Source organism: Flavobacterium sp. 3HN19-14 (assembly GCF_051373205.1).
GTDB lineage: Bacteria > Bacteroidota > Bacteroidia > Flavobacteriales > Flavobacteriaceae > Flavobacterium.
On record NZ_JBPPZT010000001.1, the window covers coordinates 124,050 to 142,723 of the forward strand.

24 protein-coding genes, 1 tRNA gene and 1 pseudogene are annotated in these 18,674 nt (G+C 40.7%); 10 read left to right on the top strand and 16 right to left on the bottom strand.

Annotated elements, in window-relative coordinates; genetic code table 11:
* The 4 genes from ACSLFW_RS00615 to ACSLFW_RS00630 are packed head-to-tail and all read right to left on the bottom strand — an operon-like array spanning nucleotide 1 to nucleotide 2,021.
* Nucleotides 1-939, bottom strand: a complete 939-nt coding sequence (locus tag ACSLFW_RS00615; protein ID WP_436554211.1) for a hypothetical protein — start codon at nucleotides 937-939, stop codon at nucleotides 1-3.
* Nucleotides 939-1,292 carry a hypothetical protein gene (locus ACSLFW_RS00620; RefSeq protein WP_436554212.1) on the bottom strand — a complete coding sequence of 118 codons (354 nt, stop codon included), beginning with the start codon at nucleotides 1,290-1,292 and terminating at the stop codon, nucleotides 939-941. Before ACSLFW_RS00620 ends, ACSLFW_RS00615 begins: the two co-directional genes overlap by 1 nt.
* The gene (locus tag ACSLFW_RS00625; RefSeq protein ID WP_436554213.1) at nucleotides 1,289-1,807 is read right to left on the bottom strand and encodes a type III pantothenate kinase; all 519 of its coding nucleotides are present in this window, start codon (nucleotides 1,805-1,807) and stop codon (nucleotides 1,289-1,291) included. The genes ACSLFW_RS00620 and ACSLFW_RS00625 overlap by 4 nt, the downstream gene beginning before the upstream one ends.
* Nucleotides 1,788-2,021 (bottom strand): type III pantothenate kinase, encoded by a 234-nt coding sequence (locus ACSLFW_RS00630; RefSeq protein WP_436554214.1) that lies wholly within the window; start codon nucleotides 2,019-2,021, stop codon nucleotides 1,788-1,790. The genes ACSLFW_RS00625 and ACSLFW_RS00630 overlap by 20 nt, the downstream gene beginning before the upstream one ends.
* A gap of 117 nt (nucleotides 2,022-2,138) precedes the next feature.
* Here ACSLFW_RS00630 and ACSLFW_RS00635 point away from each other — a divergent pair.
* From ACSLFW_RS00635 to ACSLFW_RS00680, 10 genes and pseudogenes are all read left to right on the top strand, one after another.
* A tRNA-Phe gene (locus tag ACSLFW_RS00635) sits at nucleotides 2,139-2,211 on the top strand.
* A 289-nt stretch (nucleotides 2,212-2,500) separates the two neighbouring features.
* Nucleotides 2,501-2,944 carry a T9SS type A sorting domain-containing protein gene (locus ACSLFW_RS00640; RefSeq protein ID WP_436554215.1) on the top strand — a complete coding sequence of 148 codons (444 nt, stop codon included), beginning with the start codon at nucleotides 2,501-2,503 and terminating at the stop codon, nucleotides 2,942-2,944.
* A 28-nt stretch (nucleotides 2,945-2,972) separates the two neighbouring features.
* Nucleotides 2,973-4,322: a carbohydrate-binding domain-containing protein gene (locus ACSLFW_RS00645; RefSeq protein ID WP_436554216.1), complete on the top strand. Its 1,350-nt coding sequence runs from the start codon at nucleotides 2,973-2,975 to the stop codon at nucleotides 4,320-4,322.
* Between the two features lie 26 nt (nucleotides 4,323-4,348).
* Nucleotides 4,349-4,597, top strand: a complete 249-nt coding sequence (locus ACSLFW_RS00650) for a hypothetical protein (protein WP_436557353.1) — start codon at nucleotides 4,349-4,351, stop codon at nucleotides 4,595-4,597.
* Nucleotides 4,564-5,880: pseudogene (locus ACSLFW_RS00655) on the top strand (carbohydrate-binding domain-containing protein); the annotation flags it as partial. The gene ACSLFW_RS00650 and the pseudogene ACSLFW_RS00655, both read left to right, overlap by 34 nt.
* Before the next feature lie 213 nt (nucleotides 5,881-6,093).
* Nucleotides 6,094-6,681 carry a PNGase F N-terminal domain-containing protein gene (locus ACSLFW_RS00660; protein ID WP_436554217.1) on the top strand — a complete coding sequence of 196 codons (588 nt, stop codon included), beginning with the start codon at nucleotides 6,094-6,096 and terminating at the stop codon, nucleotides 6,679-6,681.
* Nucleotides 6,656-7,429 (top strand): peptide-N-glycosidase F-related protein, encoded by a 774-nt coding sequence (locus ACSLFW_RS00665; protein WP_436554218.1) that lies wholly within the window; start codon nucleotides 6,656-6,658, stop codon nucleotides 7,427-7,429. Before ACSLFW_RS00660 ends, ACSLFW_RS00665 begins: the two co-directional genes overlap by 26 nt.
* A 216-nt stretch (nucleotides 7,430-7,645) precedes the next feature.
* Nucleotides 7,646-8,350: a MotA/TolQ/ExbB proton channel family protein gene (locus ACSLFW_RS00670; RefSeq protein WP_436554219.1), complete on the top strand. Its 705-nt coding sequence runs from the start codon at nucleotides 7,646-7,648 to the stop codon at nucleotides 8,348-8,350.
* A complete protein-coding gene (locus tag ACSLFW_RS00675) occupies nucleotides 8,350-8,742 on the top strand; it encodes an ExbD/TolR family protein (protein WP_436554220.1) in 393 nt (130 codons plus the stop codon). The genes ACSLFW_RS00670 and ACSLFW_RS00675 overlap by 1 nt, the downstream gene beginning before the upstream one ends.
* A gap of 33 nt (nucleotides 8,743-8,775) precedes the next feature.
* Nucleotides 8,776-9,165 carry a hypothetical protein gene (locus tag ACSLFW_RS00680; protein ID WP_436554221.1) on the top strand — a complete coding sequence of 130 codons (390 nt, stop codon included), beginning with the start codon at nucleotides 8,776-8,778 and terminating at the stop codon, nucleotides 9,163-9,165.
* 99 nt (nucleotides 9,166-9,264) lie between these two features.
* On the opposite strand, the gene ACSLFW_RS00685 is transcribed toward ACSLFW_RS00680, so the two are convergent.
* From ACSLFW_RS00685 to ACSLFW_RS00740, 12 genes are all read right to left on the bottom strand, one after another.
* Nucleotides 9,265-10,005: a T9SS type A sorting domain-containing protein gene (locus ACSLFW_RS00685; protein ID WP_436554222.1), complete on the bottom strand. Its 741-nt coding sequence runs from the start codon at nucleotides 10,003-10,005 to the stop codon at nucleotides 9,265-9,267.
* Entirely contained in the window at nucleotides 10,002-10,262 is a 261-nt protein-coding gene (locus ACSLFW_RS00690; RefSeq protein WP_436554223.1) for a hypothetical protein, read from the bottom strand. Before ACSLFW_RS00690 ends, ACSLFW_RS00685 begins: the two co-directional genes overlap by 4 nt.
* A 13-nt stretch (nucleotides 10,263-10,275) precedes the next feature.
* The gene (locus ACSLFW_RS00695) at nucleotides 10,276-11,880 is read right to left on the bottom strand and encodes an alpha-amylase family glycosyl hydrolase (RefSeq protein WP_436554224.1); all 1,605 of its coding nucleotides are present in this window, start codon (nucleotides 11,878-11,880) and stop codon (nucleotides 10,276-10,278) included.
* Complete coding sequence (locus ACSLFW_RS00700; RefSeq protein WP_436554225.1) at nucleotides 11,852-12,127, bottom strand: hypothetical protein; 276 nt, start codon at nucleotides 12,125-12,127, stop codon at nucleotides 11,852-11,854. The genes ACSLFW_RS00695 and ACSLFW_RS00700 overlap by 29 nt, the downstream gene beginning before the upstream one ends.
* A 65-nt stretch (nucleotides 12,128-12,192) precedes the next feature.
* Nucleotides 12,193-12,549 carry a SusF/SusE family outer membrane protein gene (locus ACSLFW_RS00705; protein ID WP_436554226.1) on the bottom strand — a complete coding sequence of 119 codons (357 nt, stop codon included), beginning with the start codon at nucleotides 12,547-12,549 and terminating at the stop codon, nucleotides 12,193-12,195.
* Nucleotides 12,550-12,608: 59 nt separating this feature from the next.
* The gene (locus tag ACSLFW_RS00710) at nucleotides 12,609-12,968 is read right to left on the bottom strand and encodes a SusE domain-containing protein (protein WP_436554227.1); all 360 of its coding nucleotides are present in this window, start codon (nucleotides 12,966-12,968) and stop codon (nucleotides 12,609-12,611) included.
* A gap of 11 nt (nucleotides 12,969-12,979) precedes the next feature.
* Nucleotides 12,980-13,204 (bottom strand): hypothetical protein, encoded by a 225-nt coding sequence (locus ACSLFW_RS00715; RefSeq protein WP_436554228.1) that lies wholly within the window; start codon nucleotides 13,202-13,204, stop codon nucleotides 12,980-12,982.
* The gene (locus tag ACSLFW_RS00720; protein WP_436554229.1) at nucleotides 13,186-13,974 is read right to left on the bottom strand and encodes a SusE domain-containing protein; all 789 of its coding nucleotides are present in this window, start codon (nucleotides 13,972-13,974) and stop codon (nucleotides 13,186-13,188) included. Before ACSLFW_RS00720 ends, ACSLFW_RS00715 begins: the two co-directional genes overlap by 19 nt.
* 27 nt (nucleotides 13,975-14,001) lie before the next feature.
* Nucleotides 14,002-15,033: a RagB/SusD family nutrient uptake outer membrane protein gene (locus tag ACSLFW_RS00725; protein WP_436554230.1), complete on the bottom strand. Its 1,032-nt coding sequence runs from the start codon at nucleotides 15,031-15,033 to the stop codon at nucleotides 14,002-14,004.
* On the bottom strand, nucleotides 14,990-15,592 hold the full coding sequence (locus ACSLFW_RS00730; RefSeq protein WP_436554231.1) for a hypothetical protein: 603 nt from the start codon (nucleotides 15,590-15,592) through the stop codon (nucleotides 14,990-14,992). Before ACSLFW_RS00730 ends, ACSLFW_RS00725 begins: the two co-directional genes overlap by 44 nt.
* A 10-nt stretch (nucleotides 15,593-15,602) precedes the next feature.
* Entirely contained in the window at nucleotides 15,603-18,179 is a 2,577-nt protein-coding gene (locus tag ACSLFW_RS00735) for a SusC/RagA family TonB-linked outer membrane protein (RefSeq protein WP_436554232.1), read from the bottom strand.
* Nucleotides 18,125-18,553: a carboxypeptidase-like regulatory domain-containing protein gene (locus ACSLFW_RS00740; protein WP_436554233.1), complete on the bottom strand. Its 429-nt coding sequence runs from the start codon at nucleotides 18,551-18,553 to the stop codon at nucleotides 18,125-18,127. Before ACSLFW_RS00740 ends, ACSLFW_RS00735 begins: the two co-directional genes overlap by 55 nt.
* Nucleotides 18,554-18,674 lie beyond the last annotated feature (121 nt).

An 18,674-nucleotide genomic window follows, 5' to 3' on the forward strand; every position in this document is an offset into this window, starting at 1 on the left:
TTAGTCGTATTTCGCTTTTACGAACCAAAGATCGTTAAGTGATAATCCGATGGAAATATTGGAGTAGTTTTCCTGTATGAGTCCGTTGGCTTTTGTGCCTCTTTTACCCAATTCGATTCCAAAGTTGATGTTAGAGAAAGTTCCTTTGAGCGGCAAACCGAATCCTGCAGAAACCGCCATGTCTTCAATCATTTTGTTGGCAATTACGAGTCCGGTTCTTTCGTAACGCAAACCTGCTCTGTAAGTAATTTTACTGAAATAACTGGTATAGGAATTGTAATTCGGGATAAAGTAACCGCCAAGGCTGTACTTTTGTGCCGCAGTATAATAGTGCGTAACAGCTGGGATCGGATCAGTCGAAAGCGGCTTAAACCTGTTGCCGTAACCCGCCTGCGAAAAAGTGATTTCGGTACCGATAAGCCATTTTCTGGTTTGACCGAAACCTGCGCCAATACTCACTTTCGACGGAATTGAAAGTTCCGTGTCAGCAACAGTAAGATTTTCTGAATCGACTACAATATCGCCTACATTTGACGAATATACTACTGTCGCAATATTTCTTTCGTTGGCCAGCTTTAATACCGTTTTTGGCGAATAAACCAAACTTGCAAAAACATCATATTTCTTTTTGAATCTTGATTTATACATCATACCGGCATTGACTGTAAAACCGGACATATCTGATTTGTTGATTTCGCGCGAACCTATCAAAAGGTCTTCTTCAGGCTTGTATTCACTATTTGAAGTTGTAATCTGCCCGAAATTATAATGCATGTCGACACCGATACTAAGTTTTGAATTTACATTATAACCTAAGCCAATAAAAACTTTGTTGAGGCCACCACTTCCTGAATACCTGTTCTTAAAAAGTTTGCGGCCGCTTACATCTGTCGAATCAGCATAAACCGCAAGGTTGTAACCCATTGATGAAAAAGGCATCAATCCAAAACCTGCCCCGAATTTTTTCCCAGTGGAAAACCCAGTGCCAAATAATCGATGGTATTTCTTTTCGACCTGTCATCGATATCATTCGTTTTAAATTTTGTTCCGTTGGCATTGCCGCCCAAAGCAAATGACGTATATTTTAGTGTTGCAAATGAAGCCGGATTGGTCAGGTTTACGTGTGTACTGTCCGGAAAAATACTGACGCCTCCCATTAAACGATTTTCCACAGTTCCTTTAAAGGTTACGTCTCCTATACCGTAATATGAATAAGGCGATGGTGTTCCGGATTGCGCAAAGATTGCGATTGAGAAGAGTAAGGACAGGCTTACCAGGAAATTTTTAATCATTGTTGATTTTTGTATGAAAATAAGGCGTTCAAACTTTCCAACAGGAAATTTGAATTGGCAAATATGGTATTTTTTAATCGTTTAGCCAAAAATTCTGCGTCGCCGCCCGTTAAAATTATTGTAAAGTTTGAATATTGCTGCTGATACTGACTGATAAAGCCATCGATTTCATTAACGAGTCCGTTAACCACACCCGAATGTATGGCGTAATTGGTTGATTTCCCTATAAAATGCTCCGGATTTTCAAGCGGCAACAAAGGCAGTTTCGCAGTATAATTATGAAGCGATTCATAACGCAAACGAAATCCCGGCGAAATGGCGCCGCCGAGATAGTGATTATTTTCATCTACAAAATCGTAAGTCACACAGGTTCCGGCATCAATGACAAGTCGGTTTCTGTTCGGAAATTGCAGCGTCGCCCCTGCCGCAAGTACCATTCTGTCAATACCGAGTGTCAGTGGCGTTTCATAATCATTTTGAAAAGGAAATGAATCGTTATGTGTAATAAACCTCACATTTGCCCTGGCCCTTGAAGTTAAGAAAATCCACTTTTTCAATATCCCCAACCGATGCAACAAGAATATCAGTGATTTTAGAATGCGTATTTAAAATTTTTTCGATGGTATTTTTGAGCTCATTTTTATCGAATACAAAATGCGCTACAATGGTATCGTTCTCAAAGACAGCGCCTTTAATTCTGGTATTACCGACATCGATGGTTAGAATCATGTTGATTGCATTTGCGGGGCGAAGTTACGAATTCATTTTTTTTAATATTTGTTTTGGATAAATTAAAAAAGCGTCTATATTTGCACCCGCAAACAAGTTCACTGAACGCGTTGCAACGGTACCTTAGCTCAGATGGTAGAGCAATGGACTGAAAATCCATGTGTCCCTGGTTCGATCCCTGGAGGTACCACTGAAACCCTGATAGCAATATCGGGGTTTTTTGTTATAATAATGTCATCCTTTTCAGGGTTTGGGTCTTACATTTGTGAAATTCGCGTAATCTGTGTTTCCTTTTTTGATTACACATGATGAATTTCGATGACTGCCGCAATAAATTTTCGAAAACGTTATAACTAAATCACTCCCAATAACTTTCTGGTAACGTTATCGTAACTTTACCGCAACATATTCCCGCTTTACCGAAATTTTTTTGTTCCCGCTTTTAAAAGTGTTTGGTTTGCATTTTTAAAGTGAAAACCATGAAAACTATTCAAAAAATTACGCTACTGCTGTTATTGGTGAGCGCTTACTCCTTTTCGCAAACAGGAGTGACAGTTACCTATTATAATGGCACGACACAGGATTTCAGCGTTGCGACCGCTGGAAAACTCTATTTCGAATCCGACAATTTGTATGTAAAGGCGGATGCTGCCACGGCTCCGACAACAATCCCGGTAAATATTATCCGGAAGATTACTTTCGGCACCGCTTTGGGAACCGGCACTTTTGGCGACAATAAAAACAATCTCTTTTTGTATCCTAATCCCGGAGCCAATTTTATAAGATTGAAATCTGACGTCAGCGAAGATTTAAAGACCAGCATCTATTCCATAACAGGGCAATTGGTGCTGCAGGGCACTTACAAATCTGACCAGGACATCGATGTTTCAAGCCTGCCAACCGGATTGTACCTGGTTAGGTAAATGGTTTAACCATCAAATTCAGTAAAAAATGAGAAAAATATATCTAATCGCACTGGTTTCTTTGTTGGCTAACCTTGCATTCGGGCAACAGAAAATACAAATCCACAATTCAGGCAATACTATGTATGCCAGAGAACTGACAGATGTAGACAGTATTAAACTCGACGGCACTTACGCTAAGTTCAAGCTTTCTGATAATGCCAATACACTGAACATTCAGAAAACACTGATTGACAGTTTGACTTTCACGACAGATACAGTCAACCTTGATAAAATCTATATCATTTATAATGGTAATGATAATGCAACAATTATCAATCCGTATGCTGCTTCAGGCGTAAGTATTACAGCTAATGCCGGAACTGTTGTCGTTACAGCTGCATCGGGAATTGATAATCTTGAATACAATCTTTTGGGTTCATCCGCTAATGGAAGCCTTGAATTGAATACGGACAAGGATATCAATTTAGTTTTGAACAACCTGACATTGTCCAATCCAAGTGGCGCACCAATTAGCATTACCGGACAAAAAACTACTACATTCTCGCTTTCTGCAGGCACAACGAATACGCTTTCAGACGGAGCTTCAAGTACCAGAAACGGTACAATTACCACTGACGGGCCTGTTGTGATTGCAAATTCAGGCACATTAAATATCACTGCCGTAAAAAAACACGGCATCAATACTTCTTCAACAATAACGATCAATAACGGAACGACAATGGTAGTTTCAGCAACTTCAGACGGATTTCATTCTGAAGGCTTTGCCATGACGGGCGGAATTGCAACAATAACTTCTTTAGCCGATGGTATAGATACCGGAAATGGTGCCATCACTATCGACGGCGGCACAATCAACGTGACTTCAACAACAGCCGATGTAAAAGCCATCAAAACCGGAAATAACACCATCATCGTTACTGGCGGAAATATCAACCTGACCATTTCAGGTGCTCAATCAAAAGGCATCAGTGCGAAAGGCGACATCACTTTTAACGGCGGGAATATTACCGAAAATATTTCAGGAATTGCAGTACTTACCGCTGAAGAAAGCGGGTTCAATCCTTCTTATGCTACAGGCGTAAAATCTGACGGAACGATTACCGTAAACGGAAATACGACTTTCAACATCACGCAAACCGCTTCAGCAAATGGCAGCAAAGGGTTTTCTTCTGATGCAGGAATTGTAATCAACGGCGGCAATTTCACCATCAATACAGCCGGGACGGGCGCAGTTTATACCAATACTTCAGGCGCCGTTGACAGTTATACGACCGCATGCTTCAGCACTGATACTGACATTACGATTTCTGGCGGAACTTTTAACCTGACCGTCTCAGGTTCAGGGGAAAAGGATTTTCTTCTGACGGAAATTTAACCGTAAGCGGAACTCCAGATATCACCATTAACAATACGGCAGCGCGCTTTTTAGTTTCGGGAACCAACAATGCCGCAACAGCTGAATATGCTTCTCCAAAATGTATCAAAGCTGATGGCGATGTCACCATCAACGGCGGAACTTTTACTTTATCTGTAACCAATCAGAATGCTACTTGCCTTTATGCCGACAGCGTACTTAACATCAACGGGGAACTTTCGTATGTACCGTTGGCGGCAATCAGTCAAAAGGATTTACCGCTACAGGCGACATGAATCTTGCCGGTGGGAATATCACGATCCATGCAACCGGCGGCGTAGTTTTGGAAACTTCAGGTTCGGGATCTGATCCTTCTTATTGCGCCGGATTGAAATCTGAAACCAATGTAAATTTATCAGGCGCAACCGTTACCATTACGGGAACCGGCGCCGGATTCAAAGGTGTCTCATCTAATGGTGATATCAATATGACTGCAGGGACTGTTGGAATTACATCGAGTGGATCAGGAACAACTTACACCAATACTACAGGCGTTATGGACTCTTACAGTTCTGCTGCTGTCAGTGCTGATGGAAATGTTTCAGTGACCGGCGGCTCACTTACCACATCAAATTCTGGCGCAGGTGGAAAAGGATTAAAAGCCGATGGTTCCATCATCATCGGAAGCGCAACTGGAAATCCGACGACAAATATCACTACAACCGGTGCCCGTTTTCAGGTTTCAGGAACAAATTATTGTCACCCGAAAACTGTCGTTGCAGCAGGCGCAGTCGTTATCAATAACGGAACAAACACAATCAACTCAACCGATGACGGCGTGCATTCGGATGTGTCAGTGACTGTAAACGGCGGAAACAGCGTAATCAATGCGATTTCAACGGTAACAGCCATGGGCGAAGGCGTTGAAGCACCGCTGATTTCTTTTACAGGCGGCGTTACCAACATTACCGCTTCTAATGATGGCATCAATGCGACTTACGGAACGGTAAGCGGCGGAACAGAATCAAACGACAACAGCAACCTGAATATTTCGGGCGGAATTGTCATCGTTGCAGGAAAAGATGCCATCGACAGTAACGGAAACATAACCATTACTGGCGGAACAACCATCGTTTGTGGTGTAACCAACCAACCGGAAGAAGGTCTTGATTTTAACGGCACTTTCAATATGAATGGCGGAATGCTAATTTCCGCAGGTTCAAACTCGAATATGACTAAAAACTTTAATGCGACTTCAACGCAGCGTACGATGTACCTGAAATCGAATGCGCAATTGGCCGCTTCTTCAGTTTTACACATTGAAAATGCTACAGGGACAGAAATGGTAACATTTAAACCGAAAAATGCGGTTTATTATTTCCATTTTTCAAGTCCGAATGTTGCGGCCAGCACAAGTTATAAAGTATACTTTGGAGGAAGTTATACCGGAGGAAGTTTTGTTGGCGGTGCTACAGGCTGGGGGTTATACACAGGCGGTACTTATTCAAACACAGGCGGTACATTAAAAACAACTTTTACTTCATCGGCGACAAGCACTGTGAACACGGTGAGTTTCTAAAATAAATCGGATAATTTGGATTGCAGGCCCGGTAGTGATACCGGGGTTTTTGTTTTTCCTGCAGCCAAATGCTAATGAACTTATTTAGAAAATTTACCACTGTCGCAATCGATTGATTCGCGGGTTGCTGACAAATCTTCATCATATTAAATAAAACAACCTGAATTTTTGCAAACTTTATGTTATTTTTACATCAACAACAACTACAACACTATGAAAAAACTTTACCTTCTACTTCTTTTCGCTGGCGGCTTATTTACAAAAGCCAATGCCCAGATTAACATTTTTGATAATGTTTTATTTTATGACGGATACGCAGCATTGGTCGATGCACCGACTGCCCCGGACGTCATCAGGCTCAGGAATGACCTTTTCACAAAAAAACTGACGCCGGAAGTTTTAGCGCAAATCCAGTCGACTTTGACGCTCAGCATTTCGATTTCTGCGGCCTGTGATAATTATGACCGTATCGGGAATGTCAATATTGCATTGGTTCCAAAAGGAGATACGAGTTATGATCCTGCTACTACAAGCCGGATTGAATTGGGCAGGTTCATCACGCCTTTCATGAATAAGAATGTACCGCCAAACCTCGTGCCTTACACTTTTACAACTGATAATGTGGCGAAAATATTGAAAGATACTTACCTTAACAACATTTATGATTTTTGGGTAGAATTTGAATTGTTCGGCGTACCATACGCAGCACAAACACAGATCTCAGGATGCACCGGCAGAAACGATGTCTTTTACGGAACACTTAATTTCATTACTGATGCACTGGCCATCAACGCCGCCTGACAATACTTTTTTATTGCCTTTGAATTTCAAAAAAGATCTGAATAATTATGCCGCCGGAGCGTCAGATGCTGTTGGGACAACGGTCAGGACTATTAATTTTGACCTTCCATCGCAAATCAATAATGCCAAATTTTATCTGATTACATCCAACCACGGCTCCAATAATAATGGCGAAGAATACAACCGCAGGTGGCATTATATATTTTTTGACGGCACTCAGATACTTACCTACAGGCCAGGCGAACCAACCTGTGAGCCATACAGGGTTTTCAATACTCAGGGAAATGGCATTTATGGCGCATCACCGAGAACCAACGCGCAGTGGCAATCCTTCAGCAACTGGTGTCCGGGTTCGGTCATTAAAATACGTACAATTGAATTGGGCAATGTAGCAGCGGGACCGCATAGTTTTAAAATATCAGTGCCAACGGCTGTATTTCCTGAGGGTCAGGGCTATATTCCGGTTTCTTTGTACCTTCAGGGAGAAAATGCGGTTTTGGGTGTTGAAAGTTTCGTACAAATGGATTTTGATTATTCTCCGAATCCGACAAAAGATGTTATTAATGTGAAAGCCAATTCGACTATTAAAAGCATTGAATTGTATGACATTCAAGGGCGAATTCTTGTCAATAAAACCACAGACGATGTGCAAGCCGATATCAATATTGGAAATTACTCCAATGGTGTTTACTTCTTAAAAGTCAAATCTGACAAAGGAGAAAAAACCAAGAAAATCATCAAAGAATAACATCTTTAAAATATTTTAAATCGAGCCCGGATTTACTTTCCGGGTTTTTTATGTTCTTTTTTCGCATCGGTTTCTGAACATTTCTGACCTGAAAATACTTAATCAAAAAAAACGCCGTTATTCTTACTAACGAATAGCATATAAAATCAAAAAAAGCTATTTTTGTCCGACACGGTTTTTTCCGGCACCAATAATCAATTCCAAAACAAGAATTTTATGACGTTTTTAAATTTCTTTTTACAAGCCCCGGTAACAGATACCATCGCCAGTACAACACAGACAATCGCTACCAATCCTGAAACGACAGAGCACGTTACCTATATTTCATTCCTGCTCAAAGGTGGTTTTTTAATTATCCCAATTATTTTGTTGCTTTTTTTCTGTGTGTATGTGATTGTTGAACGGTTCCTTTCGATTAAAAAGGCGACGAAACAGGACATTATGCTTGTAAATGACTTAAAAATCCAATTGAAATCCGGCAAAATTGACACCGCTTTGATGCTTTGCAACAGACAGCCATCGGCTTCCGGAAATATTCTGCAGGCCGGTATTTCCAATATCGGTAGGCCAATCAGTGAAATCGAATCGGCGATGGAAAAAACTACGAATATCGAAATCGGCCAAATGGAAAAAGGGCTCGGTTACCTCGGATTGATTTCGGGTATCGCGCCAATCCTCGGGTTTATCGGAACGATTTCGGGTGTAATCAAAATCTTCTACAGCATTTCTGTAACTGAAAATATCAGTATTGGTAATATCTCCGGTGGTTTGTACGAAAAAATGATCAGTTCAGGCGCAGGGCTCGTAGTTGGCGTTGTGGCTTATTCGGCCTACCACATGTTCAATATGATGATCGATAATTTCGTATTGAAATCGGAAAAACAACAAATGGAAATCATTAACGCAATCCAGCAGGCATAATGGCTATCAGGAGAAAAAAACGTTTTCACGCGGAAATACCAACGGCGTCGCTGAGTGACATTATGTTCTTCCTGTTGTTGTTTTTTCTTATCATCTCGACTTTGGCGAACCCGAACGTCATCAAGCTGATGCTGCCAAAAGCCCAGACGAATGAGACGACGCACAAAAACCACATCAGCCTTTCTGTTACGCCCGAAAAACAATATTTCCTTGACAAACAGGAAGTTTCGTTTGACCAATTGAAAGGGGAATTGCAAAGAATCACCTCAGAAAGGAATGACAAAACCGTTGTCGTTCGAATTCCGAAAGACCTTCAGGTACAGGATTTGGTGGATGTTTTACAGATTGGTTCTGAACTGAAACTGAATTTTTCGATCGCGACTTCGAAGTAATATTTTTATTGCAAATTCGAAACCTTTCGGCAGATGACAGAAGAACGTAAAAAATTTGTGCTTTTGGGGTTCTTTCTTGTGATGGCACTTCTTCTCATTTACGTCACAAATACTGAAAGTTCCTATCAAAAAGAAATCCGGGAAAATCCCGGGAAAACAATCTGTAAGTATGTCGCGCGGAATCATTACGCAAAAACAACTAATCCCGTTGTTAAATATTATGCAGCCGGAAAGTTGTATATATCAGAGGGTTATGGAGGCTATGATGAGGGTTCAATTGATGATTTTTATGAATTGAAATATTCTACCATCGACCCAAATAAAATCGAAATTGATTTTTCTAAAAAAGTTAAAGACACAACATTAACTCACGAATTAGACCGAAAACTACAGTTTAAATATTGGTTTTATCACGAGCATTAAAGTAAGAATATTTACGCGTCGCCTTCAAATTCCAGAAAACGAAAAAGCCCTTCCAATTAAGGAAAGGCTCTTTCTAAAAATCAATTAACTAACCCAAATTTATTGTTTCAGCAGTTTCATGGTCGATTCGCGGCGCTTTTCGTCTGTCGCTTTGACTAAATAAACGCCTTTGTTCAGGTCGCTTACATCAAACTGCGTGGTGCTTGTAAAATTGTTGCTGAAGCTTTTTACCAATTGCCCGGTGATTGAATAAATCTGGACGTTGGTAGTCGCCGCATTGATGGTGAAATAATTCGATGTCGGATTTGGAGATAAGCTTAAAGCCGTATTCAGTACGAAATCTTCGTTGCCCAATGACGCTTGCTTATTGCCGTAAATCCTGAATCCGCCGCCCTCGATGTTGATGGCAGCTGATGTACTGGCAACATTGATTGTTGAATCGTCCATCAAATTGTACCAGGTTCCGGTATAAGGAAAATCAGGAGTGATATTCAATGCCGATGTTCCGAAATTCGCCAGAATCACGACATTTTTCAATTGCGTTGCCGGCAATGAATTATCAAAAACATAAACCCTTTGCAACAGATTATTTCCGTTCGGACTGATGGCATAACTGCCGTTAAAAACAGCATTACTGGTTTTCATCGCAATCATTTTAGCCCAGTTATTATAAACTGCAGCGCGTTGGGGAATGGAAGTCCAGTTGTTGACCCATTGCGGTTGCGGCTTCGTAGCCAGTTTACAATCGCCTGATGTGGCGTCATTTTCAGTATTCACAGTACCATTTGTGCAAGTGTAGATGGAAGTATTCATTCCCAATTCACCAAAATGCCAAATCATTTTCGGCCCGGCACAAGTAAAGATATCGCGCCAACGGCAGACATTCTGCCAAGCGAATTATTCACATTACCGACCGGCGGATTTGTCCCTGCGCCCACACCATAAGTAATGGCAGAATACATCAATCGGTCTTTATCGTGGCTTTCAGGGTAACCCATTACGCGTTTTCCGGTGAAACCGTGTGCAGTACTTCCTATTCTGCTTATATCGCCTCCGGTAGCATAACCTTCGATTAATTGGGTATATGCATAGGTCATTTCGCCCACATCATCACGCCTTTGCTAGGTGTTTCAGAAATTCTGTAGTTGCCCATTGCTGTTCTTCGCTGTCAATTCCCAAATGCTCAAAAATAACATAGTGATTCGGATCCAGTGACCATGAATAATCAGCATATTCTTTAAGGACTGCAACCCTGTCTGCCTGATAAGCATTCGTGCAGGTTTCATCTCCGGAAGAACAAGCTTGTGTAAATCCTTTGGTCAAATCCCAACGGAAGCCGTCAATCTTGAATTCGTCTATCCATTGTTTGATGACTCTTTTTACGAAATATTTTGTGTAAGCTGATGAATGATTGAAGTCATTTCCTACTCCATAAGCGTGTTTTGCAACGGTATTGAAATATGGATTATCAGTAGCCGGCGCGCCATAACCTGAATTTGTCGGGTCATTTTGCCACATTCTTACCATAGGACATCTGCCGAAAGCGTGATTTAGTGCAACGTCAAGAATGACTGCTATTCCGTTTTGGTGGCATAAATCAACGAATTCCTGTAATTTGGCTTTGCTTCCGTAGAATTTATCCAAAGCCATGTGAAAAGCGGTGTTGTAACCCCAGCTTTCGTTGCCTTCGAATTCCATTACCGGCATCAATTCGATAGCATTGACTTTCAGATTTTTGAAATAATCGATTTTGTCGATGAGCGACTGGAAATTTCTGTTGGCGTCAAAATCACGAATCAAAACTTCATAAACTACAAGATTGTCCTTGCCTGGCTTCACGAAATTGGTTGTAGCGCTGCTCCAGTTGTATGGTGCTTGTCCGGTTTGTAATACCGAAACTTCAAAGTCCTGTCCCGCAGGGTAAGCCGGCATATTTGGATAATTGCCCGCCGGAATGTACTGATCATCATAAGGCGAAAGTACCAGTGTAGAATATGGATCGGCAACTTTTACTACCGATTGTGAATTGGCAGTTGGCGTTTGGTCGACCACCCAATATTGAAAAGTGTTCGTTGCACCCGGAACCAATCCTGTAATTTCCAGCCAGAATTTACCTGAAGTATTGTCTTTTTTCATAGCATAACTGCCATTTGGCAACCAGTTATTGAAGCTGCCGGCTACGTATACAAAGTCTTTACCGGGAGCAGTAAGCGCTAACGTTGCCTTACTTGAGTCGTTAGCGTCGTAGTTGATACCGTCTTCCATATTGGCAGGCATGCCGGCAACCACAGTTCCGGGATTTACGATAACGGCAAATTTTCTGCTAAAAGAAGTATTGCCTTGCGTTACTTGTAAATCATAGCTTTTGTTAACCGTGATGTTAGTGTCTGTAAAATTAAAAGTAGTGCCTGAAGCAGTATTAATGCTTATTCCGTTCGCGAACAGGTTATAATTGGCACTGCCATTTGTGTTGTTAGCCGTTATTGCAAGATTCTGTCCTGAGTTTAAGATTGTGGTGCTGTTTAGAGCAGGTGCTGTCAAAGTAGATTGGAAAGCTCCTACGTTGATAAACGTATCTGCAGTCTGAGCATTTCCTGCGAAATTTCGCATTATTATGCAAAGCTGTGTAATCGAATTCGAGGCATTAACGTTAAAATAATTGTAAATGTCAGGCGTAATATCGAGCTTATAAGTTGTACCGCTTACTAATGTCATTTGCGGCAATAAATTCGGCTGCCGAATTTCCACCACCTTTTATATTCTGCCATAAAACGCCGTTAACAGTGACGCCGATATAAGCATAAATTGCGGTTGCACTTGCCAAAGGCGTGCCTGCTTTATTAAAGTTGACAGTTACCGGCGCATTGGCTTCGGGAATTGTAGGAGTGGTTGAAATCTGCGAAAAACCATTCACAGAAAACAATCCGAAGAATAGTACTGTTAAAAAATATAATTTTTTCATAGTGTTTTAAAGTTAAAAAAGGCTATTCAAAAAGAATAGCCTTTTTATTTGTTATCTCAACATTACTATTGCAATGTAATTGTATATGACTTTTCAGGGAAAGCGACCGGTGAAGTAAGGGCTCCACCAAAATTAACAACGATTTTATACGTTCCTGAGACAGTAACCGGAATGTCGGCTCCACCAGAATCTAACGAATGATCGTTACCATTATCTCCGAAGTTAACGCCCCATCCATCGTCTAACCTGAACTTGAATGCACCACCTGCTGTTAAAGGCATTGTGATAGAGTACAAGTGTGTTGTCAGGTCATAATCCAAGTTGGTATCTGAATCCCAACCTGTAGCAGTTGCGCTTCCGATAATTCCCCAGTTTGGCCATGCCGGGTAAGGCGTTATATGCAATGTGTAAAAATTTGACATTTGTGCAATGCTGCCTGTGTTGCCAACCGTAGCTTTTACACGAACATCGATGTCACCCGCTACAAACGGGGGAAACCTGCATCTAACGCAGCCTGATTCAGTTCACCAACCGTAAAACTTTGATACTTGTTGATTGTCGTAGCAACAGTTGTTGGCGACTCGAAATTATTACCCGCCTGATCAAATTCAATGGCATAATTGATAACTGTCGGCGTACCATTATAAGTTGCATAATCCCAAACGAATGTCGTAGCCAGATCATCCGGCGTATCGTGATTAAGCACAACGTTCATAGCAACAGGTGATTTTAAGACCGGAGCCGCACCGGTTGTAACTGCAGTTCTGTCTTCTACATCATCTGTACAAGAGAAAGCAACGATACCCACCAATGCAATTATACATTTACTAATATTTTTCATTTTTCTATCTTTTAATTTAATTGTGTAACTGTGTAAGTCAACCCGTTAAAATCTGTGGTGATGTAATAATCACCTTCATTTGCAACCGGAATATTAGAACCGCCATTATCTAAAGACAAATCATTTCCATTATCTCCGTAATTAGTTCCCCAATCGTGGTTTAATCTGAACTTAAACTCACCAACTTTCAAATGCATAATAATTGAATAAGTGTTGGTTACAGGGTTAAAATCCATAAGCGTATCGTTATCCCAACCCAGCGGAGTTGCAGATCCGATGATACCCAGGCATTGGTTATCGGAGTGATAGTATAGGAATGGTTTTCGATATCCAAAACGATGGTATAATTACCGGCAGTAGCAGGAATATCTGCACCGTTTTGTTCTAATGTAAGATTATTACCATCATCACCATAATTAGTTGTCCAGCTGTTGTCGAGCCTGAACTTGTATGCACCGTCTAACAAACCTAATGAAATAGAATACTTCCCGGTCATAGGGTTAAATGCCATATCAGTACTGCTCTCCCATCCATGTGGTGTTGCGCTACCGATAATTCCCCAGTGTGGTTGGTAAGGTGTAACTTTAAGTGTAAAGAAGTTTGAAGATTCAGAAGCATTCGTAATACGAACATCCATTTGACCTTCTACCAATGGCTCGAGTCCCAAAGTTTTGGCAGCTGTGTCTAATTGACCAACCGTGAGATCCAGAAAATGACCAGTTGTAGTTCCTAAAGTTATCGGAGCAGCAAAATTTGTACCGCCAACTGCAGCTTCAACAGTGTAAGCAACACTTTCGTCGTTTGGATTTTTTGGATCCTGCCATACGAAGGTAGTTGCCAGATTATCTAATTTGGCACCGTCTAAAACAAGGTTGAAACTTGAATTAGGGGACAGTAATTTTAAGCTTGTATCAGGCGTTGCAGCAGGTGTGTCTTGCACGTCTTCAGTACAGGAAACTGACAACAATCCGATAAAAGCGATTAACAATTTAATTGAATTTTTCATAATATTTATGTTATAACAAATTAATTCCTAGTATCCGGTGTTTTGGATTAGGTTAGGGTTTGCTTTGATTGAGTTATCCGGAATCGGGAACAATTTCATCGTTTCAGCAATTGATACTCCGTTTAAGCTGTTGCCTTTCCAGGCCCAGTTGTAACCTGTTGTATATTTTCCGAAACGGATCAAATCCTGCCTTCTGTGCGCTTCCCAGTGCAATTCTCTTGCTCTTTCATCTAAGATGAATGCCAGGTTTGCAGAGGTTACCGGTGCACTGTTCGCTCTTGTTCTCAACTGATTAAGATAGCCTAATGAAGTTGCATCGGCATTTGCAGCTGAGCTTGAATTGGTTGCACCATCTTTTCTCATTTGTGCTTCAGCATACATCAGTAAGACGTCTGCATACCTGAAAAGCGGGAAATCTGTATCTACGAAAGTAGAGTTAGCACCTGCCACGCCAGCCGATGATTTATTTGAGAATTTAGACAAGATATAACCTTGTCCCTGAGTAGAAACATTAGAAATATCGATTGGTCTTGTTCCTGAGAAAATTGTATTTCTTACGTCGGTCGCCAATTCAGGAGCATCAAACTTTTGCACGAATTGTTTTCTAAGTCTTAAAGCACCACCCCAGCCTCCAACGCCAAGCGCAGAACCGTTGTTTTCGATAGAACCTACTTCACCATTGATGATAACTGTAGTTGCACCGTAGTTTTGGGTTACTTTACCGTCTGATTGCAATGTGAAAATCATTTCCGGAGAAGTATGGTTATCAGCCATAAAGTTTTTCAGGTAACTTGTGTTCAAAGAATATCCGCCAGCGATGATATTGCTACACTGTGTCAAACACTCTGCATACTTCGGAGTTCCGATATATACTTCTGCATTAAGGTAGATTTTAGCCAAGATCATTTGCGCAACACCTTGATCAACGCGTCCATATTCATTTGATCTGGCTGGTTTAAGGTCTGGCATTACTGCATTCAATTCACTTTCAATGAAAGTAAACAATTGCGCTCTGTCATATTGAGGCAGCTTTTGTATTGAACGCAGCAGTTTCATCATAGAATGGCGCCTTTCCAAACAAGTCCATCATATTGTAATAAGCCAACGCTCTCAATACTCTTACTTCTTGTCTGTATGTTGCGATGTTTGCAACGTCTGTAGCATCAGTAATTCCTCTTGAAGCTACTTTTTCAGGAGTAGATTGTCTCAGGAAGTCATTCGCAATCGCTACTTCAGCCATAGTTCTACTGAACATACCCAATAAAATCGGGTTAGAAGACGTCCAGGTATTTCTTTGCAATTCAGCAACACCTTCGTCACCTTCGTAACTCCAGATTACTTCATCTGTAGTCAAATCTTGCAAATACCAAAGGCATCGGCCATACTGGCTGGTTCCTGCATCGATTCCCTGAAGGAAAGAAGATCCTGCATCACCTGTACCAGTTAATGATAAGTTTCCATACACACCGGCAAGCGCTTGTTTATATCCCGCCGGAGTTGCGTAGATAGCTTCTGCAGAGGTCACCGTAGGATCTGAAGAAGTTACATCCATATCGCTTGTACAAGACTGTAATCCTGCCAACAATACGAGAGATGCGATTAATGTGATTTTTTTCATAATATTTTTTTTAGAATTTTACATTAGCTCCAACCAAGATGGAACGTTGTCTTGGATAAATAGTTAAATCAACGCCATTTTTGTCAACCTCCGGATCTAAACCACTGTAATCAGTGATTGTAAATACATTTTGACAACCTGCAAACAGTCTTAAAGAACTGTCTTTTTCTTTTCCTAACCATTTCGGGAAAGTATACCCCAATGTGATATTGTCCATTTTCAGGTAAGATGCATTTTCAATCCAGATATCAGATAACGGCAATCTGCTGTCTGATTTTGTCTGGAAATCTGTACTCAACACATTAACAGGAATATTTCCTGCGGCATTACCTGTGTTTAGGTTTTGGTATTGTGCTCTTCCGGCATTTACTCCGTTGAATACGCTGTTACCTAAACTTGCTCTTAAATTGAAAGAGAAATCAAGGTTTTTGTAATTCATGCTTGTAGCAAATCCGAAAGTAACTTTTGGCGCGTTGTTTTTGTAGATGTATTTATCAGAAGCATTGATAATACCGTCGCCGTTAAGATCTGCATAAGCACCTTCGATTGGTTTTCCTGCAGTATCATACAATTGTTTGTAAACGAAGTAAGAAAACGGGGCATAACCTTCTCTGTAAAGTTGCGCTTGTGTTCCTGTTCCTGTTACGTTTTCTCCAACTCTGAAATCTGCACCATTAATCAATTTGGTGATTTTTCTGTCGAAGTGTGTTACGTTGAAATTAGTGCTCCAGTTGAAATCAGCAGATTTTACGATTTCAGCATTCAAGCTGAACTCGACACCTTTAGTGGTAAATCTTCCTACGTTTTGGAAAACTGAGTTGGAGAAGTTAGAACCGTCCGGAACTGAACCATCAGTAATCAAGTCTTTTGAATCTTTATAGAAGAAATCAACTGCACCCGTTAACCTGTTATTGTAAAACCCGTAATCGATTCCGGCATTGTAAGTAGTCGTTTCTTCCCACTTGATTGTTTCGTTGATTCTGTTTGAAACCGCGATTGGCAGTGGTGTGTCACCGAAATAATATTGTGAAGAACCGCTTCCTGTGCTATATAATTGCAGGTAAAGTGCATTACTGTCAAAATTCTGCTGTCCTGTAATACCCCAGCCCACGCGCATTTTCAAATCAGATAAAGCAGTAGCTTCTTTAAAGAAATCGCTTTTGACTTTCCATGCAAAAGCAGCTGCAGGGAAGTTACCAAAACGATTGTCTTTTGAAAATCTTGAAGATCCGTCTCTTCTGTACGACAATGTCAACAGATATTTATCGTCGTAGTTGATATTCGTTCTTCCGAAGAAACCAACCAAAACAATCGGAATAGCATTACGCCTTTGAGGGAAACCTCCAACGCCTGTTGTTGGCAAAGTTGGGTCATTTGTGTTTCCGGTTACGTAAGTTCCGCTTTCAAATTTTTGATAAGAATAACCGGCAGTGAAGTCAAAAACTGTTTTGCCAAAAGTTTCGTTATAAACGAAGTAAGCATCCAATAGTTTATTTTTCTTGTTTGAATTTGAATATTCATTTGTTCCGTATGGAATATTATCCTTCTGACCAGTTGAGGCGGCATCTAAACCAACTTTTCTGGTTCTTACGCCCCTGCCTTGATCATAGCCTCCGTTAATTACCAATCTCAATTGAGGGAAGAAATGCAATTTGTAGTCTAATTCAACATTTCCAAATATCCTGTCATATTTACCTAAATCATTCGTTTGCAACAATTGTGCAACCGGGTTTCTTGGCGTTTGGGTAACTAACTGCCCGTCTGGCAATTGATATTCGTGGAACCCGCCATATATAGAGGTCGCATCATAAATAGGCTGCGTAGGATCATAAGCAATTGCGCTACCTTCAACACCATCAGCGAAACGGTTTTTTTCGTTGGCGTAATTCGCATTCACTCTGAATTTTAAATGATCTTCAAAAAATGAAGGGTTTAAAGCCAAACCAACTGTACTTCTGTTGAATGAGTTAGTTAACCTTAAACCTTCCTGGTAAGTATTTCCAATTGTTAAACGAGCAGGAACAGCACCAAACAAGTTACCTCTTAAAGATAAGTTATTATCTACATAATCAGTTGTTCTGTAGATTGCTTTTTGCCAATCTGTATTAGCAGTACCTAGTCTTGAAACCAATCCGGGAAATTGCTCTGTAAATACAGTTCTGTACTGGTCTGCACCAAAAACATCAACAGTATTGGCAACTTTACCTGAACCATACTGGAAGTTATAATCAACAGCCAGATTTTTAGATCCTTTTTTAGTCGTAATAAGAATTACACCATTAGAAGCACGTGATCCGTAAATTGCAGTCGCAGAAGCATCTTTCAATACAGAAATAGATTCTACCGTACTTGGGTTAAGAGAAGCTAAAAACGAGGTCGATCCAGTTCCTGCGCTGTTATCGATAGGCAAGCCGTCAATAACGATTAAAGGATCGTTGGAAGCACTTAACGATGCACCTCCGCGGATTCTGATTTCTGATCCGGAACCCGGCGCACCTGAAGTATTTACGGTAACACCCGCAATTCTTCCGTTTAATAAATTTTCAGTAGTAACATTCGCGCCTTTGTTGAAGTCTTTTGCAGCCAAAACCGCAACAGCTCCCGTAGCATCTTTTTCTTCACAGAACCGTAACCAACCTGAACCACAACCTCTTGAAGTTCACTTGCATTCTCTTCCATGGAGACATTTACGGATTTTTGTCCGTTGTAGTTTTGAACGATATCCTTATACCCGATGTAAGAGAAAACGATGACGCTTCCATTCTTAACATTTGACAACGAATATTTTCCGTCAAAATCTGTAGAAGTACCGTTTGTGGTACCCTGAATCGTTACATTTACTCCCGGTAATGGCTGGCCTGTGGTTTTTTCGACAACAGTTCCAGTTAAAGTGCTCTGAGCCAGTACACTAAATGGAAGTAGCAGTAATAAAATTAACAACTTTTTGTAAATTGTTTTCATACATTTTGTTTAGATTAAAATTGAGTTTTTTGCTTGTAATTTTTGCTTCGAATGTTAAATTTATGTAAATATTCGAGTAAAAAAAATGCACCCTCTGAAAACACCTACCGAAAACGTTTTC